Here is a 23374-nt window from a genome sequence, read left to right on the forward strand (position 1 = left end):
TTGAGGCCCTTAAGTGATTATGTAAAGATATTTTCAACTGCTGTGTCTGGGTATGACGTTCTCAGGCACCGTCGCTCTGTTCTTATCTGACGTACCATCACAGGAGGATGCATCATGTCCCTTACTGACACGTCCATGCCCGCCAAGACGTCCGGTGTCCGCCGCTGGGCCACCCGTGCCGCGGTCGCCGCCGCCGGCGCCGGTCTCGTCGCCGGCCTCGCCGCCCCTGCCGCGAGTGCCAATACGTTCTCGGTGATCCGGCATGGAAACACCGTGAACTGCGTCGTCGACCACGATGTTCGGGTGGGCCCGGCCTTCGGTGGCCGCACCCAGGGAAACTGCAACGCCCAGCCGGGTGAGCATTTCAGGGGAACCCCCGGCACACCAGATTCGTACGCCGTCGGCCAGGTGTTCATTCCCGGCGGATTCAACTACTCCGCATGGGTCGAGAAGGTCTGGTAGGCCAGAACTTCCACATCAATTCCTTAGACCCCAGGGTTGTGTCGGTGCCAGTTCAGGTGCTGGCACCGACACAACCCTGGGGTCTCGAGTGTGTGGGGCCACGGACCCGGCTTCGCAGAATGCGCGGACCCCTTCCTCCTGGCCTCGCCTGTCCTGTATTCTGACCTCGGTGGTTCAATCCACCACACGCACTTCCACGTGACGACCACGTGAATCATTGCGGAGAGACCTGACCAGTTCAGGACATGTCCGGATGGGGTGTGGCGCACAGAAGCGCCGACTTCATGTCACCGATGCCCGCCATCGGTCGGAGAAAGGACACGTCATGCCTTCCAAGGACGAAAAGAACCTCGCCCAGGTGCTCACCAAGATCGCCGCAATGGATGAACCGCGCCGGTCCGTCGTGCAGCACGCACACGACGTCATCATGGCCGCAGCTCCCCAGCTGAAACCCCGGATCTGGTACGGGATGCCGGCCTATGCCGCCTCCGCGAGCACCCCGGCGCTGGTTACGCTCCGAAATGACGAGCGCCTCAACCTCGCGCTCACCGAGAAGGTCACCCTTCGACCAGCAGGGGGCGCAGACGGGATGTTGATGCCCGCCGCGTGGTATTTCGAGAGCATCGACCGGGACACCGAACAGCGCATCACCGACATCGTGCGCTCCGCCGTCGCCTGATCACCCGTCCCGCCGGTGCATCACCACGGCAGCGAGCACTCCGGCAGCCAGGATCCAGCCGACCAGGACCAGTGCCCCGGATACCGGGCCAAGCACCGCATCGGGCTGCGACCGGTACAACACCCCGCCAGCCTCACCGGGCAGCCACCGTGCATGGTCGGTGACCGCGGTGATCATCGGCGGGAACACGACCACCAGTGCCAGCAACCCGACCAGCGCCGGCACCATGTACCTGACAGTCACCGTGACGAGGTGGGAGAACACCCCTGTCAGGACGAGGTACACCCCAGCGCCGAGAAAGCGGGAGGCGTCGTCACCGGGGGTGCTGCTGCCGGTGCTTCCTGACATCATCGCCATCAATACACCGCCACCGACCGCCAGGATTACGGCAAGAAAGACCACGATGCTCGCAGCGAGTGTCTTGCCGAGCAGCAGGTGACCGCGATGAGGCTCTGCCGCCAGGGTGGTCCGGAACTGACTCCCGGCATACTCGTGCGCAGCCGGAAGAATCCCCAGCAGAATAATGCCGACCTGCATGAAGGGAATGATCTGAAGCAACGGCGGCTCCTCGGACGGCCCTCCCAGGGCCGCCGTGAAGACCACGGTGAAAGCCACCGTGGCAACAATGGTCAAGGTAACCGCGGGAAGGGTGCGCAGTTTCTCGAGCTCTGCGGCGGTGGTGCGCGCCACCGCCTGGAATGACGTGTCTGCCGTGGTCATCGCTCACCCGTCCCGTCGTTCGAAGACAACACCGGCGATGACCAGCAGCACCAGCGTCCACACGAGCATGACCACCGCCCCGGGGAGGGGATCCAGGCCGCCGTCTGCGCCTTCGATGCCGAAGAGGTTGCGTCCGGCCATGTCCGGCAGCCAGTTCGCCACCTCGGTCACCCTGCTCAGCAGGAATGTCACCGACACCAGCGAACTGTTGGCGATGAACACGACCAACGGGATCACCCCGCTGCGGGTCAGGACGGTGACGGCGAAGGCGATCAGTCCCATGCACGCCCAGTAGAGCGTCGCGCCGCCGGAGCGCAGCAGAGCATCGGACAGGGACACACTTTCCTCGGCGACGGACCCTGTCGCCACCCAGGCCGCCCCCACTGACAACGGGATCGTCACCACGGCAGTCGCGATGACGAGTGCCACGACGGTGAGGATCTTGGTGACCAGCAGCGTCACACGGTGCGGCGACGAGACCAGTGTCGTCGCGATCTGACGCCCGCCACCGGACTCGGCGCGGTCGGCGGTGTACTCGCTGCCGATCACGACGACGCCGATGACCAGCGCACCGACGACCCCGGTGATCGGCATGGCGGTGAAGCCGGACTCGAACGGCGAGGTCGGTGATGAGCCGGAGATCAGGTCCGACTGTCCGGAGTCCACGGCCCCGCGGACGCTGACGGCGTTGAGGACCGCCAGGGCGACCGACCCCACGACGGTCACCGCCGCCCCGGCCCAGACCGCGGGCAGTGTGGTGGCCTTGCGCAGTTCTGCGCCGAACGTACTGCTCATGCTCGTCATCGTGCTGCCCCCGTCCCGCCGGTCAGGTCGAAGAAGGCGTCCTCCAGCGTGGGGTATCCACGGGTCACGTCCGGCACGGATCCGGCGGCGACGATGCGTCCTCTGGTGATGACCACCAGGTCATCGGTGATCTCGGCGACCTCGCTCATCAGGTGACTGGACAGCAGGACGGTGCCGCCGCGATCCGCGTGCCCACGCAGCAGGCGCCGCAGCCACCGGATGCCTTCGGGGTCGAGCCCGTTCACCGGTTCATCGAGAATCAGCACCTCCGGGTCTCCCAACAGTGCCGTCGCCAGGCCGAGCCGTTGCCCCATGCCCAACGAGAACCGTCCTACCCGGGTGCGTGCGGCGTCGGTGAGGTCAACGTCGTCAAGCACCTCACCCACCCTGCTGCGTGGGATGCCGTTGCTGCGGGCCACCCAGGCGAGGTGGTTTCGAGCGGTGCGCGACCGGTGGGCACCGGACCCGTCGAGCAGCGAGCCGACCCGGGTGACCGGACGCGCCAGTGACGGGTACGGGCGTCCGTCGATGAGGGCGGTGCCGGATGTCGCCCGGTCGATGCCGAGCAGGATGCGCAGGGTGGACGACTTCCCCGCCCCGTTCGGCCCCAGGAAACCGGTCACGGCACCGGGCCGGGCCTGGAAGGAGACGTCGTCGAGGATGGTCCGGTTCCCCCGCGTCTTCGTGAGATTCTCAATACTGATCATGAAACTCATCCAATCCGGTGCACCTGTCGGTGGTCATCGGCCCAGGGGCCGGACTTCGGCTGACCCTCATGGACCGTGGTCCCTCGTACCGTGGTCCGATGTGGACGTCGCTGGCGGCGGATAAACTCCAGAGTTATGCACGATGACCGGCCGACCTGGCACTCCCGGACCTGGCTCGCCGCGACGGTGGCCATCGCCGTGGTGCTGTGTGCGGTGCTGGCAATCGGCGTCGACAGTCCCGTGGCTGCGTGGGCTGCCGTGCTGACGGCGGCCGGCATCAGCGTGGCGCTCGCGGTGGGTGCCGCGCTCAAGGCACGGTCGGAACGACGCCACTATGAGGCGGAGCTGGAGCAGTGGGCGGCGGAGAAGGCGACGCAGCATGAGAGGCTGCGCATCGCCGGCGACCTGCATGACCTGGTCTCCCACGGACTCGGTCTGATCACTGTCCGCGCGGCGGCCGCGTCCGGCGCGACGGGACCGCACGGTGACGCGGAACGCCGGGCGGCGCTGGAGGACATCGAGACCACGGGGCGGGAGACTACGACGGAGCTGCGGCGCATGCTCACCGTCCTGCGCTCGTCGGACGGTACCGCGCAGGACGCTCCCCTGCGCCCCGCGGAGACGATCGATGATCTTCCGGGAATCGTCGCCTCGGCCGTGAATGCGGGTGTGCGGGTTGACCTCACCGTCGCCGAGGTCGGCCACGTCTCCCCTGGCGTGCAGGTGGCGGTCTGCGCGACGGTCCGGGAGGCACTGTCGAACGTCCTGCGCCATGCCGGCCGGACCCACGCGTCGGTCGAGGTGGAGCGTGACGGGAGCGAAGTGGTCGTGACCGTCACCGATTCCGGGCCCGCTCCCGGTCACCAGCCGCAGCCCGGAGCGGGACACGGGCTGTCCGCGCTGCGCCAACGTGCGGAAGGCATGGGAGGACGCCTGGCGACGTCCCGGACCGGTGAGGGTTTCCGGCTCCGAGCCAGCTTTCCGGACGGTGAACTGCGGTGATCCGGGTCCTGGTGGTTGATGATCAACCGTTGTTGCGTCACAGTCTGGGCCTGATCATCGACGGTGCGGAAGGGTTGTCGACCGTGGGCGACGCGGGTAGCGGCGGGGACGCGGTACGCCAGGCACGCACCCTGCTGCCCGACGTCATTCTGATGGACATCCGGATGCCCGGTGGGGACGGGCTGGAGGCGACGCGGACGATCACGGCGGATCCTGCGCTGACGTCGACGAAGGTCATCGTGCTCAGCATGTTCGACCTCGACGAGTACGTCCATGAGGCGTTGCGCGCGGGCGCCAGCGGTTTCCTGCTGAAGGATGCGCGTCCGGACCAGCTCGTTGATGCGGTGAGGCGGACGCATGACGGTGAGTCACTGTTCGCGCCGGCGATCCTGTCGCGACTGGTGGAGCACTATGTCCGCTCGCCGCGGAGGGCCCCGAGTGGTGAGCAGGCTCCGGCGCTGCAACGGCTGACAGCGCGGGAGACCGAGGTGCTCACCCTGGTGGCACGGGGATTGTCGAACACGGAGATCACCGAGATATTGACGATTTCGATGCGCACCGTGAAGACCCACATCGGCAACCTGCTGGCCAAACTGGGCGCCCGGGACCGGGCCCAGCTGGTGATCGCGGCGTACGAGGCGGGAGTTGTGGGCGGATAGACGTGGCTCTACCGGTTCTGCTGACGACAATCAGTTTCAACAGGTAGGGTAAATCACGTAAACCCTCTCCTTTTATAAACAAACCGGCCGTAGGCCCCGGAGGAACACCATGAGCGCAGCTCGTCCCGCCGTCACCCTCAACCAACTACCCGTCCTCGCAAAGGGAGCCCTCCCGCTGTTCAAGTCGGGGGTTCTCGGCCCCATGTCACCAGGCGCCATGGGCAAGGCCCTCAAGTACATCTACCAGTGGGAGTTTCTTCCCACCGGCCTTCTCGCCCTCGGCGCAGCCCGCGACCCCCACCACACCGCCATCGTCGACGACGCCGGGTCGATCACCTACTTGGAACTGCACAATCAGACGAACCTGCTGGCAAAGGCCCTTCACCGCACCGGGCTGAGGGAGCGTGACAGGATCGGTATCCTCTCCCGGAACCACCGCGGCTTCATCATGGCGCTGTGCGCCCACGGCCGCCTGGGGACCGACGTCGTCCTGCTCAACACCGGTGCATCAGCACACCAGACCCGCGCAGTGGTCAAGGAGCAGAAGCTCGACCTGCTCTTCATCGACGAAGAGTTCATCCCCCTGCTCCCGAAGAACTTCGACCAGTGCCCGGTGATCATCAACTGGGAGGAGAACCACACCACCGCAGCGCGCGTCCCTGACGACCACCAGTACGACGACGTCGAGTACGCGAGCAACGTCGCCGAGGCGAAGAACTCCGACAACCACGCCACGCGGAGCCCGGACTGGCCGACCCTGACCGAGGTGCTGCGGTCCGCGTCCCACGAGCACAAGATACCGACGCGCCCACGCCGCGGTCGCACGATCATCCTCACCTCGGGTACGACCGGTACGCCGAAGGGCGCCCGTCGGCCAGAACCACGGACCTACCTGCCGGCGTCATCGATCATGTCCCGGATCCCGCTGAAGCAGCATCGTGGCTACTACATCGCTGCACCGATGTTCCACACCTGGGGTTTCGCACAGATCCAGCTCGGCCTGGCACTGCGCAGCACCCTGATACTCCAGCGCCGGTTCTCTCCGACCGAAGCAGTGAAACTGATCGAGGCCAACCGGCCCCACGCGATCGCGATCGTGCCGACGATGTTGCGCCGCCTGTTGACCGCCGTGCCCGATGATTTCGACCCGGGGACCCAGGTCATCACGGCCTGCGGTGAAGCTCTGCCGCCGACGGTGATCGAGGAAACCACCAGGAAGTTCGGCGGGATCCTCTACAACCTCTACGGTTCCACCGAGGTCAGCTGGGCATCCATCGCCAGGCCCGAGGAACTGGCCGAGCACCCGACCACGGCCGGAAAGCCTCCGATGGCCACCGTCCTGAAGATCTTCGACGACAACGGCCGGGAGCTTCCCGAGGGAGAGATCGGGCGCATCTTCGTCGGCAACGACATGCTGTTCGAGGGCTACACCCGTCCAGGCGTGGACAAGGAGACCGTTCAGGGGCTGGTTGCCACCGGTGACCTGGGCTACTACAAGGACGGTCTGCTCTACATCGCCGGACGCAGCGACGACATGATCGTCTCCGGCGGCGAGAACGTCTACCCGCAGGAGACCGAGGACATCCTCTCCAGCATGGAGGGCGTCGAAGAAGTCCACGTGCACGGCGTCGATGACGATGACTTCGGTCAGTCCCTCTGCGCTTACGTCGTGCTCAATGACGGTGCCGACGACGCAGCCAAGGAGAGCTTCAAAGAGAAAGCCAAGGCAGCCGTCAAGGACAAGCTTGCCCGTCACAATGTGCCACGCAACTACGTCTTCATGGACGTGTTGCCCCGCAACGCCGTAGGCAAGGTTGTTCCTCGCGAGCTGCCGGGGAAGGACGCATAGCGCACCGGGCAGCTCCGCACCTGCGGACTCCGCTCCCCCACGATCGGATGTCGGAAGTGTTTGACCCCCGCGGTAGTGAGGGACGACTCCGAGGACCACCATGGACCGCATGGACAACGACCGCTCAACCTCTTCGACGCGCTCTCCCCCGGCGGAAGCGTGCAACACGCAGCACTGATGACCGGGTTGAAGCACTACATGGGCCCGTTCGAGGCGTACGGTACCGGTGAGATGCGGGAAACCCCGTTCAGGGAAGAATCTCCCCGGCTGGACACCCCGAACTTCTACTACGCCCAGGAAGACGAGCTCTTCGCCGCCGCGGAGCGCGACGGCTTCACCTGGAGTGTCCACCGCGCACACACCGTGACCGGCCATGCCGTCGGCAACGCCATGAACTTCGCACTCACGATGGCTGTGCACGCCACCATCGCACGGGAAACGAATACACCGCTGGTGTTCCCCGGTACCGAACTGGTCTGGAACTGCCTGACCGACATCACTGATTCCCGCGCGGTGGCCGACCAGATGATCTGGGCGTCCACCACCCCGGGGATCGGGAACGAAGCCTGGAACGTCACCAACGGTGAGGTGTTCCGGTGGCGCTGGCTGTGGCCCCGCCTGGCCGATGCACTCGGTGTCGACTGGGAGGGCCCGACCTCTGAGCCACGTCCACTGGTCGACCAGATGGCAGGTAAGGAGGAACTCTGGACGGAGATCGCAGGCAAGTACAGCCTGAAGGAAGATCGGCTCGACCGCGTGGCGTCCTTCTGGCACACCGACAGTGACCTCGGTGTCGAGGTCGAGGTCGTCGCCGACATGACCAAGAGCCGCATGGCCGGCTTCACCACCTACATCGACACCGAGCGGGCCTTCCTGGAGCTGTTCGACCGCTACGAAGCCGACGGGCTCGTGCCGCCGCGACGCTGACACCCCCGGCGGTCATCTCGACCAGGCAGCGTCCGTGCTCTGCACCGTCCGGAACACCACTGGGCGCCCGCAAGGCACAGCGGACGCAGTTTCTGAAGAACACGGCTATGATCGGTGGCCCGCTCGCCATCGTGACACTCGACACGTAGGGATAAGGAGTCATCATCATGACAACCACCAAGAACGCAGTGATCATCGGCGGCCACGGAAAAGTGGCGCGTCTGGCAACCACGAAGCTCCACGACGCCGGATTCTCGGTGTCTTCCCTGATCCGTAACCCGGACCAGGAGAGTGACGTCCGTGAAGCAGGGGCTGAGCCGGTCATCCTCGATCTCGAAAGCTCAGACACCGACCAACTGACAAGCGCCTTCGAGGGCGCTGATGTGGTTGTGTTCGTCGCCGGTGCTGGCGGCGGAGATCCGCAACGCACCATGGCCGTCGACCGCGACGCGGCTGTCCGGACCATCGACGCAGCCAAGAACGCCGCTGTCTCACGGTACGTACTGCTGTCGTACTGCGGAAGCTCCGTGGATTTCCTCCGTGTGGACGAGAAGGACTCCTTCTACCCCTACACGGTGGCCAAGCACGACGCCGACCGGTACCTGCGCGAGTCAGGCCTGACGTACACGATTCTGGCACCCGGACTCCTCACGAACGACCCGGGTTCAGGACGTATCGTGCGGATCGACCCCGCCGCTGCAGCCGACGTCGAACCGCAGGGCACCTCCCGGGACAATGTCGCGGAGATCATCTCGGAAGTGGCGACGAATGGTACAGCAGCCAATCAAACCGTCACCTTCTTCGACGGCGACACACCCATCGAGGTCGCGCTCCGCGACGAATGAGCCACAGGAGGACACATGACAACAGTCACAATTGTCGGCGGCCACGGAAAAGTGGCTCTTCGTACGACCCCGCTACTCCGTGACGCCGGATACATGGTGCGCTCGGTCATCAGAGCCGAGGCGCAGTCGGCAAACGTCTCGGCTGCTGGCGCAGTCCCTGTCATCGCAGATGTTGAAGAACTCGATACTGACGCGATCTCCGACCTCCTCGACGGCACGGATATGGTGATCTGGTCCGCCGGGGCAGGCGGGGGCGGTGACGAACGCACCTGGGCAGTCGACCGGGACGCGGCGATCCGCACGATGGATGCTGCGGGCAGGGCAGGCGTGCAACCGTTCATCATGGTCTCCTACCTCAATTCCCGACTGGTGGACGGCGTCGCGCCGATCACTGAGACTGACGCCGAACTGCCCGCACCTGCGGCCTACTACAACGCCAAGTCAGAGGCTGACGAGCACCTCCGCACGGCAACTGACCTGGACTGGACAGTCCTCGGCCCGTCAGTGCTGAGCCTGGAGCCCGGTAGCGGCGGTATCGCTCTGGTCACCGATGCCGGCACACGTGACGTCGACGTTCCAAAGACGTCACGGGAGAACGTTGCCCAGACCCTCGTCGCTGTGATCGACAACCCGACCACGGCCGGCAGGACATTCAATTTCCACGACGGTGACACGCCGATCGCACAGGCTGTCGCGTAGTCACGTCCGTAGCGCGGACATGCAGCTACCGTTGTCGATTCTCCGAGCGGCGCGACGGATCACCCCTGAGCAGACGCACATCACCGGTCTGCCGACCAGATACGCAACAGTTCGAGAGCGCCGGTGGATGGACTCGCCGGCTCTGTTAGCTCCGTCCGGCGTCAAACTTCCGTGCATTGAGTGCGGTCACGGCACCGACCACGGCAATCGCCACGGCCGCCACGACACCAGTGGTTTTCAAGTCAATCTGCGTACTGACCACACCAGCTGCGATCGACGGAAGCGAGATGGCCAGATAGGCCACGACGAAATACGACTACGGCGAACGCGGCTAATGACGCTGCCAACAGGGCGAGGACGAGCACACCCATACCTGCAACCAGGGCGACGGCCCCCAGAATGATCAGCGTCCGATCCGCCAACGGCCGCAACAGAATCTGGGCCGCCGCCGAAGCGATGAACACCAGTGAGACGGCAACCCCAATCGTCGCCGTCGACCCGATTCCCAGTACCGACGCGAGGAATCCCGGGGCAATCGACGAGTAGATGCCACACATCGCGAATCCGGCCACTGCACCGACAGACGCTGCGGCGAAGAGTGACCTCGTACCGTCCGGAACACGCGGGATCTGCAGGATCCGCCGGGACGAATCCGTCTCAACGGTTTCCCGAACGAGGAACATCGCCGCCCCCGCGAGCAGAAGAAGGACGGCGTGAACGACGAATGGCATCCGCAACGGCCACTGCGACAGTTCTGCGACAATACCGGCCATCAGTATCCCCAGGCCGAGTCCACCGATATTCGCTGCTGTCGCCAGTGCGGAGGCGAGGTTCTTTCGTGACGACGGTGCGTTCTCAATCACCGCCGCAGTCCCGGTGGCCGTGAAGATACCGGCCGACAGGCCCGACAGGACGCGACCGATGTAGAGCATCCACAGCTGACCGGCACACAGGAAGACAATCGCCGAGGCCAGGGCCAAGACGATTCCTGTTCCAAGCACGGGACGGCGACCGAGACGCGCCGATGCCTGCCCGAACGCCACCAGCGCGACGATCACTCCTGCGGCGTAGACGGCAAAGAGAGTTGTCGTCGTGAGACTGACGAAGCTGTATGCCTGCTCGTACTCAGGGTACAGCGGGGTCGGCATTGTGGTGCCAGCCATCACGACGGCGAAGACGTAAGATGCGGCGGCGAGAGAAATGTCGCTCGGCCTGCCACGGGAAGACTGCATCATTCCATTATGTGACCTGGGCTCCGAGCCGTCCACCCCTGGCAGCTCGGACGACACGAAGTAAGGAGCCTGTTCCCGTGCGCGTCCGCGATGATCATTACCACCATGAGGCCGTGGTCATCGGCGCGGGCCAGGCAGGCCTGGCGACCGCCTTCTACCTGCTGCGGGCCGGGGTCGACACCCTGGTGCTGGATGATCAGCCAGCCCCTGGCGGGGCATGGCGGCATGTGTGGCCGTCGCTGCGTTTGTTCTCCACCGCCGGGTTCTCGAACCTGCCCGGTATGCCGATGCCCTCCTACGACGGTTACCCGCCGGCCTCGCACGTGGTGGACTACCTCAGCGCCTATGAGCACCGCTACCAGGTTCCCGTCGAACGACCTGTGCAGGTCACCCGCGTCGTCCACCACGACGGAACCTTCCGCATCGACGCTGAACACCACTGCGACGGCCAGGTGGTGACGCGTTCCTGGACGGCGACGACGGTCATTGCTGCGACCGGCACGTGGTCGGCCCCGTTCGTGCCGGCCTATCCCGGCAGGTTCACCGGTACACAGTGGCATTCAGCGAACTACCCTGGCCCCGCACCGTTTCGGGGCAGCACGGTCGCGGTGGTGGGCGCGGCGAACTCCGGGGCACAGATCGCCGCCGAGCTGACTGAGGATCCGGGCGTCGGCGAGGTGGACTGGTACACCAGGCATCCGCCCCGGTGGATGCCTGACGAGGTTGACGGCCGGGTGCTGTTTCGCCGCAACCGCGCACGGGCCGCCGCCATCACCCGTGGTGACCCCGACCCTGGTGCAGACTCCGGGTTGGGCGACATCGTCGTGCTGCCGCAGGTGCGTGCTGCTCGGGACGCCGGAGACCTGGAGGCTACCCCGATGTTTTCCTCCCTGGACGAGGTGCGGGCCGATCAGCTGATCTGGTGCACCGGGTTCCGCCCCGCATTGGGGCCGGTACGACATCTCTTGGCCGACGGCTCACCACAGGTTCGCGGGCTTCTTCTGGTCGGTTACGGCGACTGGACCGGCTCCGGCTCTGCGACGATCACGGGCGTGGGTCCTTTCGCGAAAGCAGCGGCCCGGCAGGCCGCCGAGCGGGTGGGAAAAACCGTCAGGTAGGCACGCCGTTATCATGGGCCATCGGCATCTCCATCCTCGTCGGGGGCTCGCCGGTAGAGCGACAAGTCTGCGTACCCCACGTACACGCAAACAAGTTGTGTCGGCACAATGTAGGCTATGTCCACGCTTGTACCTCGCTATCGCCGCGACGATAATGAAGCACGTGCCAACCCTACCGAGCCTCGCCGCCCACACTCGTCTCCCAGTGCCACAGCACGACTCCGACCCGCGCATTGCGAGAAGTCTTGAGTGAGCAAAAGGCGGCCTCACTGTCGTCCGCTGCATGTACACACATTACCTGACGATACTTGCGGTCACCTGATCTCGCTTCGAAGACATTTAATGATACCAAGAATAGATTTCGAAAAGTCGAAAGCCGAGAAAAGGGGGCGAAGCGTCCGAAGATAAGCGACAGACGGATTACAGTTTTCGGGACGATGCTAACTCAGAATAAGAGAACGAAATAGCTAACAGACGGTGGAAATAGATGGATACCGAAGGAAAAACAAGCGAACTCAAGACGACGATTGAAGAAGAAATTCTTCTCGGTCGCCTATTTCCTCGTGAAAGACTGGTAGAAGACGAACTCATGGAGCGATTCAACGCCAAACGGCATATCGTACGATCTACCCTGGACCAACTCGCATCTGAAGGTATGGTCGAAAAAAGAAAGAACGTCGGCGCGTTGGTGAGGTCATACTCAGAAAAAGACGTAGTCGAACTATACGAGCTCCGCGACCTCCTGGAAACCTCTGCAGTAGGAAAGATAAACTTTCCAGTCTCAACCGAGGAGTTAGCCAGCCTCGAACAAGCACAGCAGAAGCATGACAATGCCATCGAAGCCAGAAATGTACTAGCGGTTATAAGGGCTAACGCCGAGTTTCACGACAAGATCTTTGCACTCCAGGACAACGTGACTCTCTCAAAGGCAATCGAACGATACTCCGGAATGACCTACGTGATTAGATCCGCCGCCTTCTCCAGTCAATCGTCATTGCGGCGATCCCAAACAGAGCATCATGCTATGATTGAGGCAATCAAAAATGCAGATCATAAGAAACTAGTCGATATCTGCCGACAGCATCTCCTTCCTTCCCGAGATGCCTACCTTGAAAGACTTCATATTTCTGGACAACGGTAGAATTCTGCTTTCGATACTACTTGAGATAGAGGCAGAATAGAGCTCCTAAGTTGCGACAGGATCCGCTCTCCTCCCTACTTCCTTCCGACTCCTTTCCTTCTAACCCGCCCCAGAGTTATCGTATCGACCTGGCAAGAAAGACGGCCCCGGAAGCTAAAGGAAACACGACTCCAGAGTCCAGGTAACCTTGTTGATTACGAGACGAAGAGACTCAGTAGCAGCGCGCAAACGAACCCGGTGCACCCAACCAAGGTTTTCATTACGGTCCATGATTTTAGCGTATCGGCCACTGACATTCCAATATAGCGGTTCGCCATCCAAAAACCTGTATCATTAACGTGTGAGGCAGCCGTTCCTCCACACGCAATTGCGACACAGCATAGAGCGACCATGCTCGGGCTTAAATCCATACTCGCAGCTATCGGAGCAGTCAAAGTGGCACCGGTAATCATCGCCACGGTTCCTGACCCTTGCGACACCCGAATGACCAGCGAAGTGAGGAAACCGAAGAGGATGATTGGGAACCCTAGTTCAGCCATCCCCTCGGCGATAATCTCGCCAAATCCAGTCTCGACCAGAACTCCGCCAAAAACCCCGCCTGCGCCCGTGATGAGGATAATAGTTCCGGCAGGTGCGAGCGCAGCAGTAGTTATCTTCTGAAGTTCTTCCATGGTCTTTCCTCGACGGATCCCGAACTTCCACAGGCTCAATAGGGTCGTTATCAACAGTGCGATAACGGGGTGCCCGACAAAGCCAGATATAGACTGGAGGACGCTCCCTTCATCGAGAACGAGATCTCCCGTAGTACCCACCAATATCAGGACCAGCGGTACTAACAGCATTACGATCACGGACTTAAAAGAAGGCAAATCCGTTTCCGCATCGGAGATCTCGTGCTGCGCATCCGTTCGTTCATCGGAACCCGCAAAGCTCCCTCCGCGCTTTCTGCCTCCGTCGGCGCCTTCAGGCTCCGGGGCAGGGACGTAAATTTTTGACGATATATACTTTCCCCATATAGGCCCCGCGACCGCCATCGCTGGCAGACCACAGATGACGCCGTAAAGAATAACCAGCCCCAAGTCTGCATCCATTATACCCGCAGTCGCGATAGGCCCGGGTGTCGGCGGAATAAAAGTATGCGTAACACTTAATCCGGCACAAAGCGGAATCGCGAAGCGAAGGAGTGACTTCCCAGTACGGCGCGCAATAGGATACAACATCGGGACGAGTATGACGATCGCCACGTCAATAAAGACAGCAATAGAGATGAGGAAACCAGCTAAACCGAGTCCCCAGGAAATTCCCCGTTCGGGAACTTTATTGAGTATCACATTTGCCAGCTTCTCGGCAACGCCTGCCTTACCGAGAATTTCTCCGAACATCGAACCGAGCCCAATCACCAACGCGATTTGCCCCAGCGAACTTCCCATGCGGTCAACAATGAACTCAGCAAGGTCCGGTGGGTTCATTCCTGTCGCGAGGCCGAATCCAATTGCCGCAATGAGTAAGGCGAGGAAAGGTTGGAGCTTGAATTTTATTATCAGGAGCAGTAGTGCGACGACTGCGACAATAGCAGACGTAGTGATCCAGGGGACAGAATCCATAATTGCCTCTCGAGCAAATATTTCGTGGTGATGTGGTGGTCTGTGGTGCTAGCTGCAGACTCGGGTCAAATCTGATCACCCAAGGCCGACTTAGATCGATTTTTTGGCTGAAGGAACCTGAAATCTGCGCCTAGGTGCGCTTGCTCAACGGTCTCGACATACAGCTTCTTATACCCTCGGCTGAACCTTTCGTCAGCCTCATTATTTGCCAGCTCCCATTCCTCTTTTCGTCTTTCGAGTTCTTTTTCGTCAACATCCAGTGTCAGGCTTCTTTCGCTCACACTGAGTGCAATGGTGTCGCCATTTCTAACTAGTCCCAGCGGTCCCCCAACTGCAGACTCCGGAGAAACATGAAGTATCACTGTGCCGGCGGCGGTACCGGACATCCTTCCGTCGGAAATTCGGACCATGTCTTTCACTCCCCGACGCGCGAGCTTTCGCGGGATTGGCACATATCCCGCTTCCGGCATACCCGGTGCACCAACCGGGCCAATGTTCCTCAGAACCAAGATGTCATCAGGATTGATATCCAAATTTTCGTCGTCGAGCCGACGCGCCATATCTGCACTATCTTCAAAAACAACGGCTCGCCCTGTATGTTCGAGAAGCTCGCTCGTTGCTGCGGATCGTTTGATGATAGACCCGTTTGGCGCGAGGTTTCCAAATAGCGCCACGATCCCACCCTTGGGATATACGGCGTTTTCTTCCCGTCGGATGATATCTTGTTCAAACATTTTCGGAGCGTCTTCAAGCTCTTCCCCGAGCGTCCTTCCGGTGACTGTTAACGCTGTTTGATCTATACGACTCCCGAGATTTCTTAGGAGTGTCTGCATTCCGCCTGCCCTATGAAAGTCCTCCATATAATTCTGTCCCGAAGGCTTCAGATCGACCAGCACCGGTGTATTTTCGCTGATCGCATCGATCTTCCTGAGGTCAATTTCATATCCGAGACGTCCCGCGATAGCCGCCAGATGGATGATAGCGTTGGTCGAGCCGCCGATCGCCAGCAATGTTGTCAGTGCATTCTTTATCGATTTCTCAGTAATTACCTGATCCAGAGTCAGGCCCGCGTGCGCCAATCTGACTGCTTCGCGCCCTGTTTCTTCTGCGATCCGCGTGCGATCAGATGTCACGGCTGGTGGTGAGGCCGCGCCCGGAACGGTTGTCCCTAGTGCTTCGGCGAGGCACGCCATGGTGGATGCAGTACCCATGACTGCGCACGTTCCTACCGAACCGACGAGTTTGTCGTTGATCTCCCAGATTTCTTTTTCGCTTACTTCACCCGCCCGATGCTTCCCCCAGTAGAACCTGCAGTCGGTACACGCTCCGAGGCGGCGACCTTCGTGCCCACCTGTCAACATGGACCCGGTCACAAGCTGGATCGCGGGCACTTTAGCAGACACCGCTCCCATTAGCTGGGCAGGTACGGTCTTATCGCAGCCGCCGATGAGCACCACTGCGTCCAGTGGCTGTGCGCTTATCATCTCCTCCGTATCCATCGACATGAGGTTCCGAAGGTACATCGACGTTGGCTGAGAGAATGACTCGTGTATTGAGATGGTAGGAAAGGCTACGGGCAGCCCTCCGCTCAGCATCACTCCCCTCTTGATGGCCTCGATCAGCTGTGGGACGTTCCCGTGACATGGATTGAAACCAGATTCTGTGTTGATGATCCCCACCACGGGCCGGTCAAGCGCATCGTCGGAGTAGCCAGCCCCCTTGATAAACGCTTTTCGGAGGAACAGCGAGAACTCCTTGTCACCGTAGTCGGTCAGGCCCCCCTGAAGCCCCGGGGGCGACGTGTGCTGCGAGCTATCCATACGATCTCCTTCATATCATCGAGTTGATTATTGATAATATGGTTGAGAGTAACCTGGATCACAACGTGGGTCAAGCCCTCCTCGCAGGAGCCTGGAGTACTGGTCTCTGCGACTGGCCTCAACGCACTCGAGTCCGTTGCTTGCCAGCGCAACCGACGGGCCGCGCTTCACCAGCGGTAGGAGCCGGTGTCCAGTCACTGCGCCAACATCTTCGCCCCTTGTTCGCTCCCCTGGGTCTCGGTGCCGGTTAAGGGTTGCTGCCACTGACGTGTAGAGAGGTTGGAGCGAGTAGGCCACGCATTCGGCACCTATCCTCACCGCGATGAAGATCCGGCCTCGGTTTACCCTGCTGATGGCGTACCGCCGCGACATCAATGCGGCAGAACCACCAACGCGTCCTCCGCGGGTACGGCTACTCGCAGTTCTGCCCCCCTGTTCGCCGACGACACCACCAACACGATCTACGAAGTCACCGGCGCAATCACCCGGGCGATACTCGTCGTTGCGAGGCTTCCCCCTTACTCTGCGTCGCGGTGCACCTGCGCTAACCTCGCGATGAAGTCCTCAGCATGATTCGGCCCGCGCACCAGGGCGTTTGCCGTCTTCCGCAGCACCCTCAGATCGTCGTTCCCGACAATCCAACCCCCGCGACAATACGTCGGACGCGCTGGGACTCCACACAGACGGTCGACACCCAGTACCAACGACTCGCTGTTCATTACCAGGTCGCCATCCTGTCCCGCCCGCGTACACGAACCTCGGATTACGCCGCTGTGGAGACAGCGGTGAACATTATCAGCAACCGGGTGATCGGCTCCCTGTAAGTGCAACGCTGGTCCAAAATCGCTGAACTCAACGAAGCGATTATCGAGGGGCTGGTATATCTACCGCGACCTGGTCCGATCCGATGGCTCCACCCGTCGGGGTCGTTTCACCGACGAAGTTCGACTCCTGCCCGGTAATCTTCCTGACCCCCGGTGAGATCAGCATCTTTAACGGTGACGAGCTGATCTGCGCCCACATGACGACCGGGACGTGACGCTCAGTACTGCAGCTCAGCCGCGACAAGACCGACGCTGACATACGCAAATAATGCGGCACCGATCACCCGATAGGTCCACATCTTTCCCCGCGGCGGTGTGCCGCTCGATTCCTGTTGCTCTCCGGAGGGGAAGCTACCCGACAGCATGAGCTCGCGTCGCAGTTCAGGGTTATCGGCTGACAAACCAGGCGACTACGGCCCGGCATCTCCGGGCCGAAACGACTTGACCTTGTCCCCGAGGTCAAGGTTTATCGTCGTTGTCAGGAGGTGTTCGATGCGCATCGGAGAACTGGCTGACCGGGCAGGTGTGTCGGTCAAGGCCATCCGCTACTACGAGCGGCTCGGTCTCATCGTTCCCGCCCGGGAAGCCAACGGGTACCGCTCCTTCGATGACTGGCACCTCCGGACCGCCACCGAGATCCGGGAATTGAGCAGGATCGGCATTCCGCCGAGCAAGGCCGGACCGTTCGTGGAATGCCTGGAGCTGGGCCACGACCACAGCGACGACTGTGTGAGCTCTCTGGCGGTCTACCGGGACACCCTTGCCGATCTCGACGAGATGATCACAGCTCTCTCGTCCCGTCGGGACAGACTGCGAGAACGCCTTGACCAGCGCGCAGGACACACGTTCACCACGGAGGATACCATGACCGACTTCACGACCCTGCCGACAGGACTACCAGTGCCGCAGGACGATGGCCGCGCCGACCATCTCCCGGGAACCCGCATGCCGCAACTGGAGTTGCCGACCAGCGACGGCGGGACACTGGACATTGCTTCTCCTGGCCCGGGCCGTACCGTGATCTACTGCTATCCGCTGTCCGGGCGTCCCGGCGTAGATCTCCCCCAGGGATGGGACGAGATCCCCGGCGCACGGGGCTGTTCCACGGAAGCCTGCAACTTCCGCGACCACTTCCAGGACCTTCGAGACGCCGGTGCCGAACAGGTCTACGGGCTTTCCAGCCAGTCTCCTGGCTACCAGGCAGAACTGGTGGCTCGGCTCCACCTCCCGTTCACAATGCTCTCCGACGAGGACCTCGCCCTGGCCGATGCACTGACACTACCGACTTTCAGCGCACCGGGACATGATCGCCTGTATGCGAGGCTGACCCTGGTCGTGCGCGGAGGAACAATCGAGCACGTCTTCTACCCGATCTTCCCACCGAACCAGCACGCCCGGCAGGTGCTTGACTGGCTGACCCAACATCCGGCTTGACCAGTGCACGAACACGTCGAGTAAATCCTCGAACTCTCATTCCAGCGGTCCGTCGGCGGAGTCATTTCATCGTGCACCTCGGAACGTGGAACTGAATCGTGCCCGGTCCTCCATCGAGGTAGTGTTCAGATCCCGGTCAAAAGCCCGTCGAAGGCTCTCGTCACTACCGAATCCAGAGTGTCGTGCCGCTGCTGCGACCGTCTGTCCTTCCAGGACGAGCTCCTGCAGGATCCGCACGTACGCGGGAGAGACAAAACCAGCTCGTAGTGGGTGGCCCGCCCCAACACTTCGGTAGGTCCAGCGAAATCAAGCATGGTCATGCCGTCAAAGACAAGGAACCCTACGCACTTCATCTCGGTTTTCGTGGTCCATGTGTCGGGAAAGACATGGCAGAAGTACAGCCAGGAAACAAGACTGGGTGATAGGCCCATTCCCCACGTTGGAGGTAGAAGATCCATGACTGAAACGATCGCCGGTATCACCATCCCCGACTCGACCTTGGCCACAGAGGCAACAGAGCTCGTCCGCGACGTCACCACACAGCTGGTGTATGACCACTCCCGCCGCGTCTACCTCTTCGGTGCACTCCGCGGCGAACGTGACCGTGTCCCCTACGACCCGGAACTGCTGTACATCGGCGCGATGTTCCACGACCTGGGCCTGACCGAGACCTACCGCCGCACGGACCAGCGCTTCGAGATCGACGGAGCGGACGAAGCACGCAGGTTCCTGGCCTCCCACGGCATCGCTGATGAAGCAGCCGACAAAGTGTGGACCTCGATCGCGCTGCACACGACCCCCGAGATCCCGCTGCATATGGGCTCCGAAATCGCGCTGGTGACCCGCGGGGTCGAACACGATGTGATGGGTCTCGGCTTCGATACCGTCACCGAGGAGCAGCGGTCAGAAGTTGTGGCGGCGCATCCGCGTCCTGACTTCAAGAACGGTATCCTCGCCACCTTCACCGACGGTATCAAGGACCGTCCTGAAACCACCTTTGGCAACGTCAAGGCCGATGTCCTCGAACACTTCCTCCCCGGATTCAAGCGCGGCGACTTCGTCGAGGTCATCAAGAACAGCGCCTGGCCAGAGTAGCTCCCACTACACCACACACCACGAGGAGCGCCCACCCGAAGGCACTGTCTACAGCCATTGCCGACAAGGCCACCACGGGTTCACGACCGCGGTGACGAGGTGCTGGCTGAAGCCGATGCAATCAGCTACCGCATGCCCTACCAGTGGTCACCCACATCACGGAGGACGGACATCTCATCCCGTCCTCCGGTGTCGGCAACAACCTTGAATACCTCGAAGCTGCCGACAGGTCCACTCATGTCAGCGGGACACAGATCATGAATGGTATCGGCGGGTCAGGTGACTTCACCCGCAACGCCTTCGCTTCGACGTTCATCTCCCCATCGGTGGCCAAGGACAGCGCGATGGTGGTGATCACGGAGTACGGACACGCTGATCTGCGTGGTCTGGCACCTCGTGACCGTGTGCCGAAGATGATCTTCAGTGGCGCACCCGGATTACCGACCGCTGCCTGAGGAGTACTACGAACGCGCCGCGTCCGACAGCCACCTCCACACCCCGCATGACCTGCCGACCGCGTTTTCCTTCCACAGCAACCTCGCTGAGCGGAGATCGATGAAAACAACTAAGCCAGCTAGGTCACCAGGTTGTCCGCCGCCCAGTCCAGATGCTCAGCGACCGCAAGACGGGCTGCCTCCGGATCACCGTCCTCGATTGCCTCAACGATCACCATGTGCCTTGCAGCATCCATATTGCCGACGGCACGGTCCACTCCGGCGTACATGATCGACATACGGATCGACCCCTCCAAAGATATCCAAGAGTGGAGAAGTGTCGCATTACCAGTCAGTTCACACAGTGCACGGTGGAAGCTCAGGTCGAACTCGATGCGGTCATCCAACTGTTCTGTACCAGCGTGTGCCATCCGATCGAGCGCCGAGCGGAGTACTGCAACCGGTTCTTCACGCTCTTTCTGGATCGCAAGTTCCGCAGCAGCGAGGCCCTCGAGAGCTGAGCGCACGGCAAAAATCTCGCGAACCTCGTGCGGCTCAAGACTTCTGACGGACAAGCGGCCGCGTGCCCCCGAAACCACGAGGCCTTCCTGCTGGAGCTGACGTAACGCTTCACGCAAGGTCCCCCTGCTGATACCAAGTCGCTCCGAGAGGTCCATTTCGATCAGCGCACTGCGGGGTCGCAACTCACCTCGAGTAATCGCTGTCCGCAGTGCGGACAGCGCCTGCTCCCGTAGGTTCGTCTTCTTCAACCCCAGCAACGCATTCTGCTTCTCCGCCACGTTCGAAGTCCTCTCGCATCACTGCTGACAGTCGTCAATCAACACTAGAACTCTACATCGGCGAGGCACAGGCGCACTTCCAAGGGCATGCCAGCTCGCTAAGCACTGGCTGTAGCTCTGGGCATCGGAGATGAAGTAGTCCGAAAGCGTGCCGATGAAAGTGGCATCAGCTTATGTTCTGATTGGGATACTATCCTCGCTCCGCAGCTTGAAAGAACCCCGGGCCACGAGATGAGGCGAAGATGCAGCCGCCGGCGAGACAGCACCCACATTTTCGTGACCGTTCCCCGCTGCCAGTTCAACCAGCGCTCCCCCTCCCATCGTCTCGAAGGTGCTGAACATCAAGGTGTTGTAGAGACTCGTCATCGCCTCAGCCTTACTGCGACTTCATGGAGATATGCGACAATACAGGTGATCGGCACGGCGTAAGCAGTGTTCTGCTGTCACTCGCATGTCAATACCACGCAAGATAGTCCGTCAGTCCTGCCAGGTTGCACCCAGGATCGGCGACTTCGGTATCTCGCGCTACTCTTTCACCCCTCGAAGATTGGCGACTCGGGAGCTCGACGCGGATGAACAGGACAACGACCACCAGTACAAGGTTTGCAGGGGCGGAACGTGCGAAGTGTGGTCTCGGGGAGGGTGCACACTGAGGAGCAACGCAAGGTTTGCCAGAAGTAGTCCGGCCTCGAAGCCGTCCTGCACGATGTCGGTGTAACTTCCATGAGCGTATTCATAGCTCGTCAAGATCGCACCACCTCTTCTGCTCCGAAGGCCAACCTTTGGATGAAGAGTACGTTGACGAGTAAGGACGGGCTTTGCGTCCGACTCAGGCGTCGAGATTACCGCCGAGCGCCTGGCCGCAAAGCTGACGCCGGGTCTTGCGAGCACTGCCAGCGTTCCCGCCGCCGAGATCTCGCTCGGAAGGAACGCTGTACCGAAGCACAGTGCTGCGGCAGTTCCGAAACCAATGAGGTCATAGGCTTCACTGACTGCTCCGATCGAGATGCTGGCACCGGCCCGTCGTCCGGCAGGTGGCCCGTCCCCCTACCCACGGACTTGGAGTGCGATTGCCAATGAACACACCCCCCTTCTTGCAATTGCCATGTGAGCGACATCGTGGCACACCTTCGGCAAAAGCGCCTTGCATCACTTTCATTGTCAACAGTTGACTGTTGGCGGTTGACAAGTACTCGGCAAAAGGGAAGTCTTGAGTCACACCTATCAACCATTAGCTCCCAGATCACAGAAGTCTGGCGATGCAGAGAGAAGGAAGACGACATGTCGCTCAACACTCCATCAGAAATTGGTCAGCGCACCGCCGTAGTCACAGGAGCAGCTTCGCCTCGCGGGATCGGCCGCGCCACTGCCCGCCGGTATGCCCGCGAAGGTTGGGCCGTGGTGATTCTTGACTTGGATGAGGCTTCCGTGAAGGCTGCAGTGGAATCCATCATCTCCGAGTTTGAGGTCCCTACCGCCGGCTTTTCCTGTGACGTGACCTCAGAGGACTCCGTGGCAAGTGCCGCGCGGGCGATCACCGACAGCGGTCTCCCCGCGGTCGGAGCTCTCGCCAACATCGCAGGAATCCCCTCCCCGTCATCATTTGAAGGGCTGGAACTCGACGAGTGGAATCGCGTGATCGCCGTCAATCTCACCGGCAGTTTCCTCACGAGCAAGGCATTCGTCCCGCAGATGATTGCCGGCGACTACGGGCGGATCGTCAACATGTCATCAGTCACCGCGCAACATGGCGGCGGGGTCTTCTCCAAGACCGCTTACGCGGCCGCGAAGGCCGGCGTCATCGGTCTCACCCGCGGTCTCGCGCGCGAACTGGCTGAGCACGGCATCACCGTCAATGCGGTTGCTCCGGGCGTCGTCGACACGGATATCCGGGCCGGTTCCGACAATGAGAACGAACGTCGCCTCGCTGAGGCTGTCCCGCTTCGCAGGCAGGGCACTCCCGATGAAATGGCGGCGCTTTTCGTCTGGCTTTCAAGCCACGACGCCGGTTACATCACCGGTACAACCCAGAACATCAACGGCGGGTCCTATATCAGCTGAGAGCGCCTCCGCTTGGCGCGGATGTCGCATGCTGGAGGCCCGCCGCTCCAAACACGCAGGCGTGAGGTGTCCTAGCATCAGAATGAACCCTGACGGGAGTTCAGATTTTGCTCCTGTCAGGTTCACACTCTTGCACCCCTTATTCCACGACGGCGAGGAGGTCGCCGCCCTCCACCTTCGTCGGTTGGCTCATCACCACCCGGGCGACCCTGCCGGCGATCGGGGCGGTAATCGAGGCCTCCATCTTCATCGCCTCGATCACCGCGACCGCATCCCCGGCGGCCACGGTGTCACCCACCGCGGCGTTGACCGTGACGACACCGGCAAACGGTGCGGACACCTGCCCGGCCACGCTCGGATCAGCCTTCTCCGCAGTCGCGGTGACCGACTCGACAGAGCGGTCACGCACCCGCATCGGACGGATCTGCCCGTTGACCGTGCACACCACCTGACGCATA

At 61.6% G+C, this 23374-nt stretch carries 23 protein-coding genes and 2 pseudogenes; 15 read left to right on the top strand and 10 right to left on the bottom strand.

Annotated elements, in window-relative coordinates; all coding sequences use genetic code 11:
* Positions 1-114: 114 nt before the first annotated feature.
* Together FS507_RS13940 and FS507_RS13945 are read left to right on the top strand one after the other, a co-directional pair.
* Complete coding sequence (locus FS507_RS13940; protein ID WP_145943392.1) at positions 115-462, top strand: hypothetical protein; 348 nt, start codon at positions 115-117, stop codon at positions 460-462.
* Positions 463-787: 325 nt separating this feature from the next.
* On the top strand, positions 788-1141 hold the full coding sequence (locus FS507_RS13945) for a DUF1801 domain-containing protein (RefSeq protein ID WP_145943393.1): 354 nt from the start codon (positions 788-790) through the stop codon (positions 1139-1141).
* On the opposite strand, the gene FS507_RS13950 is transcribed toward FS507_RS13945, so the two are convergent.
* From FS507_RS13950 to FS507_RS13960, 3 genes are read right to left on the bottom strand one after another with little or no spacing between them, the layout of a single operon-like run.
* Positions 1142-1861 carry an ABC transporter permease gene (locus tag FS507_RS13950; protein ID WP_145943394.1) on the bottom strand — a complete coding sequence of 240 codons (720 nt, stop codon included), beginning with the start codon at positions 1859-1861 and terminating at the stop codon, positions 1142-1144.
* Positions 1862-1864: 3 nt separating this feature from the next.
* The gene (locus FS507_RS13955; RefSeq protein WP_222121435.1) at positions 1865-2656 is read right to left on the bottom strand and encodes a hypothetical protein; all 792 of its coding nucleotides are present in this window, start codon (positions 2654-2656) and stop codon (positions 1865-1867) included.
* Between the two features lie 5 nt (positions 2657-2661).
* Entirely contained in the window at positions 2662-3372 is a 711-nt protein-coding gene (locus FS507_RS13960) for an ABC transporter ATP-binding protein (RefSeq protein ID WP_145943396.1), read from the bottom strand.
* Between the two features lie 135 nt (positions 3373-3507).
* On the opposite strand from FS507_RS13960, the gene FS507_RS13965 reads away from it, so the two are divergent.
* The 6 genes from FS507_RS13965 (at position 3508) to FS507_RS13990 (ending at position 9353) form a co-directional block, all read left to right on the top strand.
* Entirely contained in the window at positions 3508-4374 is an 867-nt protein-coding gene (locus FS507_RS13965; RefSeq protein WP_145943397.1) for a sensor histidine kinase, read from the top strand.
* Positions 4371-5033: a response regulator gene (locus FS507_RS13970; protein WP_145943398.1), complete on the top strand. Its 663-nt coding sequence runs from the start codon at positions 4371-4373 to the stop codon at positions 5031-5033. Before FS507_RS13965 ends, FS507_RS13970 begins: the two co-directional genes overlap by 4 nt.
* 109 nt (positions 5034-5142) lie before the next feature.
* Complete coding sequence (locus FS507_RS13975; RefSeq protein ID WP_145943399.1) at positions 5143-6882, top strand: AMP-binding protein; 1740 nt, start codon at positions 5143-5145, stop codon at positions 6880-6882.
* 75 nt (positions 6883-6957) lie between these two features.
* The gene (locus tag FS507_RS13980) at positions 6958-7809 is read left to right on the top strand and encodes an NAD-dependent dehydratase (protein WP_222121436.1); all 852 of its coding nucleotides are present in this window, start codon (positions 6958-6960) and stop codon (positions 7807-7809) included.
* Positions 7810-7976: 167 nt separating this feature from the next.
* On the top strand, positions 7977-8654 hold the full coding sequence (locus FS507_RS13985; protein ID WP_145943400.1) for an SDR family oxidoreductase: 678 nt from the start codon (positions 7977-7979) through the stop codon (positions 8652-8654).
* Positions 8655-8669: 15 nt separating this feature from the next.
* Complete coding sequence (locus FS507_RS13990) at positions 8670-9353, top strand: SDR family oxidoreductase (protein ID WP_145943401.1); 684 nt, start codon at positions 8670-8672, stop codon at positions 9351-9353.
* Positions 9354-9595: 242 nt separating this feature from the next.
* Here FS507_RS13990 and FS507_RS13995 read toward each other — a convergent pair whose 3' ends face one another.
* Complete coding sequence (locus tag FS507_RS13995; protein ID WP_145943402.1) at positions 9596-10588, bottom strand: MFS transporter; 993 nt, start codon at positions 10586-10588, stop codon at positions 9596-9598.
* 74 nt (positions 10589-10662) lie between these two features.
* Here FS507_RS13995 and FS507_RS14000 point away from each other — a divergent pair, with 74 nt between their 5' ends.
* Together FS507_RS14000 and FS507_RS14005 are read left to right on the top strand one after the other, a co-directional pair.
* On the top strand, positions 10663-11703 hold the full coding sequence (locus FS507_RS14000) for an NAD(P)/FAD-dependent oxidoreductase (protein ID WP_260853496.1): 1041 nt from the start codon (positions 10663-10665) through the stop codon (positions 11701-11703).
* A 487-nt stretch (positions 11704-12190) separates the two neighbouring features.
* Positions 12191-12844, top strand: a complete 654-nt coding sequence (locus tag FS507_RS14005; protein WP_145943404.1) for a GntR family transcriptional regulator — start codon at positions 12191-12193, stop codon at positions 12842-12844.
* Between the two features lie 194 nt (positions 12845-13038).
* On the opposite strand, the gene FS507_RS14010 is transcribed toward FS507_RS14005, so the two are convergent.
* Together FS507_RS14010 and FS507_RS14015 are read right to left on the bottom strand one after the other, a co-directional pair.
* Positions 13039-14448 (bottom strand): GntP family permease, encoded by a 1410-nt coding sequence (locus FS507_RS14010; protein ID WP_186314692.1) that lies wholly within the window; start codon positions 14446-14448, stop codon positions 13039-13041.
* A gap of 65 nt (positions 14449-14513) precedes the next feature.
* Entirely contained in the window at positions 14514-16268 is a 1755-nt protein-coding gene (locus FS507_RS14015; protein ID WP_145943405.1) for a dihydroxy-acid dehydratase, read from the bottom strand.
* 907 nt (positions 16269-17175) lie between these two features.
* On the opposite strand from FS507_RS14015, the gene FS507_RS18535 reads away from it, so the two are divergent.
* The gene (locus FS507_RS18535; protein WP_260853497.1) at positions 17176-17307 is read left to right on the top strand and encodes a hypothetical protein; all 132 of its coding nucleotides are present in this window, start codon (positions 17176-17178) and stop codon (positions 17305-17307) included.
* A 3-nt stretch (positions 17308-17310) separates the two neighbouring features.
* On the opposite strand, the gene FS507_RS14020 is transcribed toward FS507_RS18535, so the two are convergent.
* On the bottom strand, positions 17311-17493 hold the full coding sequence (locus tag FS507_RS14020) for a hypothetical protein (RefSeq protein ID WP_145943406.1): 183 nt from the start codon (positions 17491-17493) through the stop codon (positions 17311-17313).
* Positions 17494-17584: 91 nt separating this feature from the next.
* On the opposite strand from FS507_RS14020, the gene FS507_RS14025 reads away from it, so the two are divergent.
* The 3 genes and pseudogenes from FS507_RS14025 to FS507_RS19045 all read left to right on the top strand — a co-directional run.
* Positions 17585-18526 (top strand): MerR family DNA-binding transcriptional regulator, encoded by a 942-nt coding sequence (locus FS507_RS14025; RefSeq protein ID WP_145943407.1) that lies wholly within the window; start codon positions 17585-17587, stop codon positions 18524-18526.
* A gap of 456 nt (positions 18527-18982) precedes the next feature.
* Complete coding sequence (locus FS507_RS14030) at positions 18983-19621, top strand: HD domain-containing protein (RefSeq protein ID WP_145943408.1); 639 nt, start codon at positions 18983-18985, stop codon at positions 19619-19621.
* 230 nt (positions 19622-19851) lie between these two features.
* Positions 19852-20182 (top strand): annotated as a pseudogene (locus tag FS507_RS19045) (acetyl-CoA hydrolase/transferase C-terminal domain-containing protein); the annotation flags it as partial.
* Between the two features lie 13 nt (positions 20183-20195).
* Here FS507_RS19045 and FS507_RS14040 read toward each other — a convergent pair.
* The gene (locus tag FS507_RS14040) at positions 20196-20855 is read right to left on the bottom strand and encodes a GntR family transcriptional regulator (protein WP_145943409.1); all 660 of its coding nucleotides are present in this window, start codon (positions 20853-20855) and stop codon (positions 20196-20198) included.
* Positions 20856-21710: 855 nt separating this feature from the next.
* Positions 21711-21863, bottom strand: a pseudogene (locus FS507_RS19820) (MFS transporter); the annotation flags it as partial.
* 273 nt (positions 21864-22136) lie between these two features.
* Here FS507_RS19820 and FS507_RS14045 point away from each other — a divergent pair.
* Complete coding sequence (locus tag FS507_RS14045; protein ID WP_145943410.1) at positions 22137-22916, top strand: SDR family NAD(P)-dependent oxidoreductase; 780 nt, start codon at positions 22137-22139, stop codon at positions 22914-22916.
* Positions 22917-23055: 139 nt separating this feature from the next.
* On the opposite strand, the gene FS507_RS14050 is transcribed toward FS507_RS14045, so the two are convergent.
* The coding region (locus FS507_RS14050; RefSeq protein ID WP_145943411.1) for a biotin/lipoyl-containing protein at positions 23056-23374 on the bottom strand (319 nt) is incomplete at its 5' end.

This window comes from Corynebacterium glyciniphilum AJ 3170, from assembly GCF_007673095.1.
Classification (GTDB): domain Bacteria; phylum Actinomycetota; class Actinomycetes; order Mycobacteriales; family Mycobacteriaceae; genus Corynebacterium.

Excerpts from the sequence above, each read along its gene's own strand:
- FS507_RS13940 (WP_145943392.1), top strand. The coding sequence starts at position 115 with ATGTCCCTTACTGACACGTCCATGCCCGCCAAGACGTCCGGTGTCCGC.
- FS507_RS13945 (WP_145943393.1), top strand. The coding sequence starts at position 788 with ATGCCTTCCAAGGACGAAAAGAACCTCGCCCAGGTGCTCACCAAGATC.
- FS507_RS13950 (WP_145943394.1), bottom strand. The coding sequence starts at position 1,861 with ATGACCACGGCAGACACGTCATTCCAGGCGGTGGCGCGCACCACCGCC.
- FS507_RS13955 (WP_222121435.1), bottom strand. The coding sequence starts at position 2,656 with ATGAGCAGTACGTTCGGCGCAGAACTGCGCAAGGCCACCACACTGCCC.
- FS507_RS13960 (WP_145943396.1), bottom strand. The coding sequence starts at position 3,372 with ATGATCAGTATTGAGAATCTCACGAAGACGCGGGGGAACCGGACCATC.
- FS507_RS13965 (WP_145943397.1), top strand. The coding sequence starts at position 3,508 with ATGCACGATGACCGGCCGACCTGGCACTCCCGGACCTGGCTCGCCGCG.
- FS507_RS13975 (WP_145943399.1), top strand. The coding sequence starts at position 5,143 with ATGAGCGCAGCTCGTCCCGCCGTCACCCTCAACCAACTACCCGTCCTC.
- FS507_RS13985 (WP_145943400.1), top strand. The coding sequence starts at position 7,977 with ATGACAACCACCAAGAACGCAGTGATCATCGGCGGCCACGGAAAAGTG.
- FS507_RS13990 (WP_145943401.1), top strand. The coding sequence starts at position 8,670 with ATGACAACAGTCACAATTGTCGGCGGCCACGGAAAAGTGGCTCTTCGT.
- FS507_RS13995 (WP_145943402.1), bottom strand. The coding sequence starts at position 10,588 with ATGATGCAGTCTTCCCGTGGCAGGCCGAGCGACATTTCTCTCGCCGCC.
- FS507_RS14005 (WP_145943404.1), top strand. The coding sequence starts at position 12,191 with ATGGATACCGAAGGAAAAACAAGCGAACTCAAGACGACGATTGAAGAA.
- FS507_RS14010 (WP_186314692.1), bottom strand. The coding sequence starts at position 14,448 with ATGGATTCTGTCCCCTGGATCACTACGTCTGCTATTGTCGCAGTCGTC.
- FS507_RS14015 (WP_145943405.1), bottom strand. The coding sequence starts at position 16,268 with ATGGATAGCTCGCAGCACACGTCGCCCCCGGGGCTTCAGGGGGGCCTG.
- FS507_RS18535 (WP_260853497.1), top strand. The coding sequence starts at position 17,176 with ATGGCTCCACCCGTCGGGGTCGTTTCACCGACGAAGTTCGACTCCTGC.
- FS507_RS14025 (WP_145943407.1), top strand. The coding sequence starts at position 17,585 with ATGCGCATCGGAGAACTGGCTGACCGGGCAGGTGTGTCGGTCAAGGCC.
- FS507_RS14030 (WP_145943408.1), top strand. The coding sequence starts at position 18,983 with ATGACTGAAACGATCGCCGGTATCACCATCCCCGACTCGACCTTGGCC.
- FS507_RS14045 (WP_145943410.1), top strand. The coding sequence starts at position 22,137 with ATGTCGCTCAACACTCCATCAGAAATTGGTCAGCGCACCGCCGTAGTC.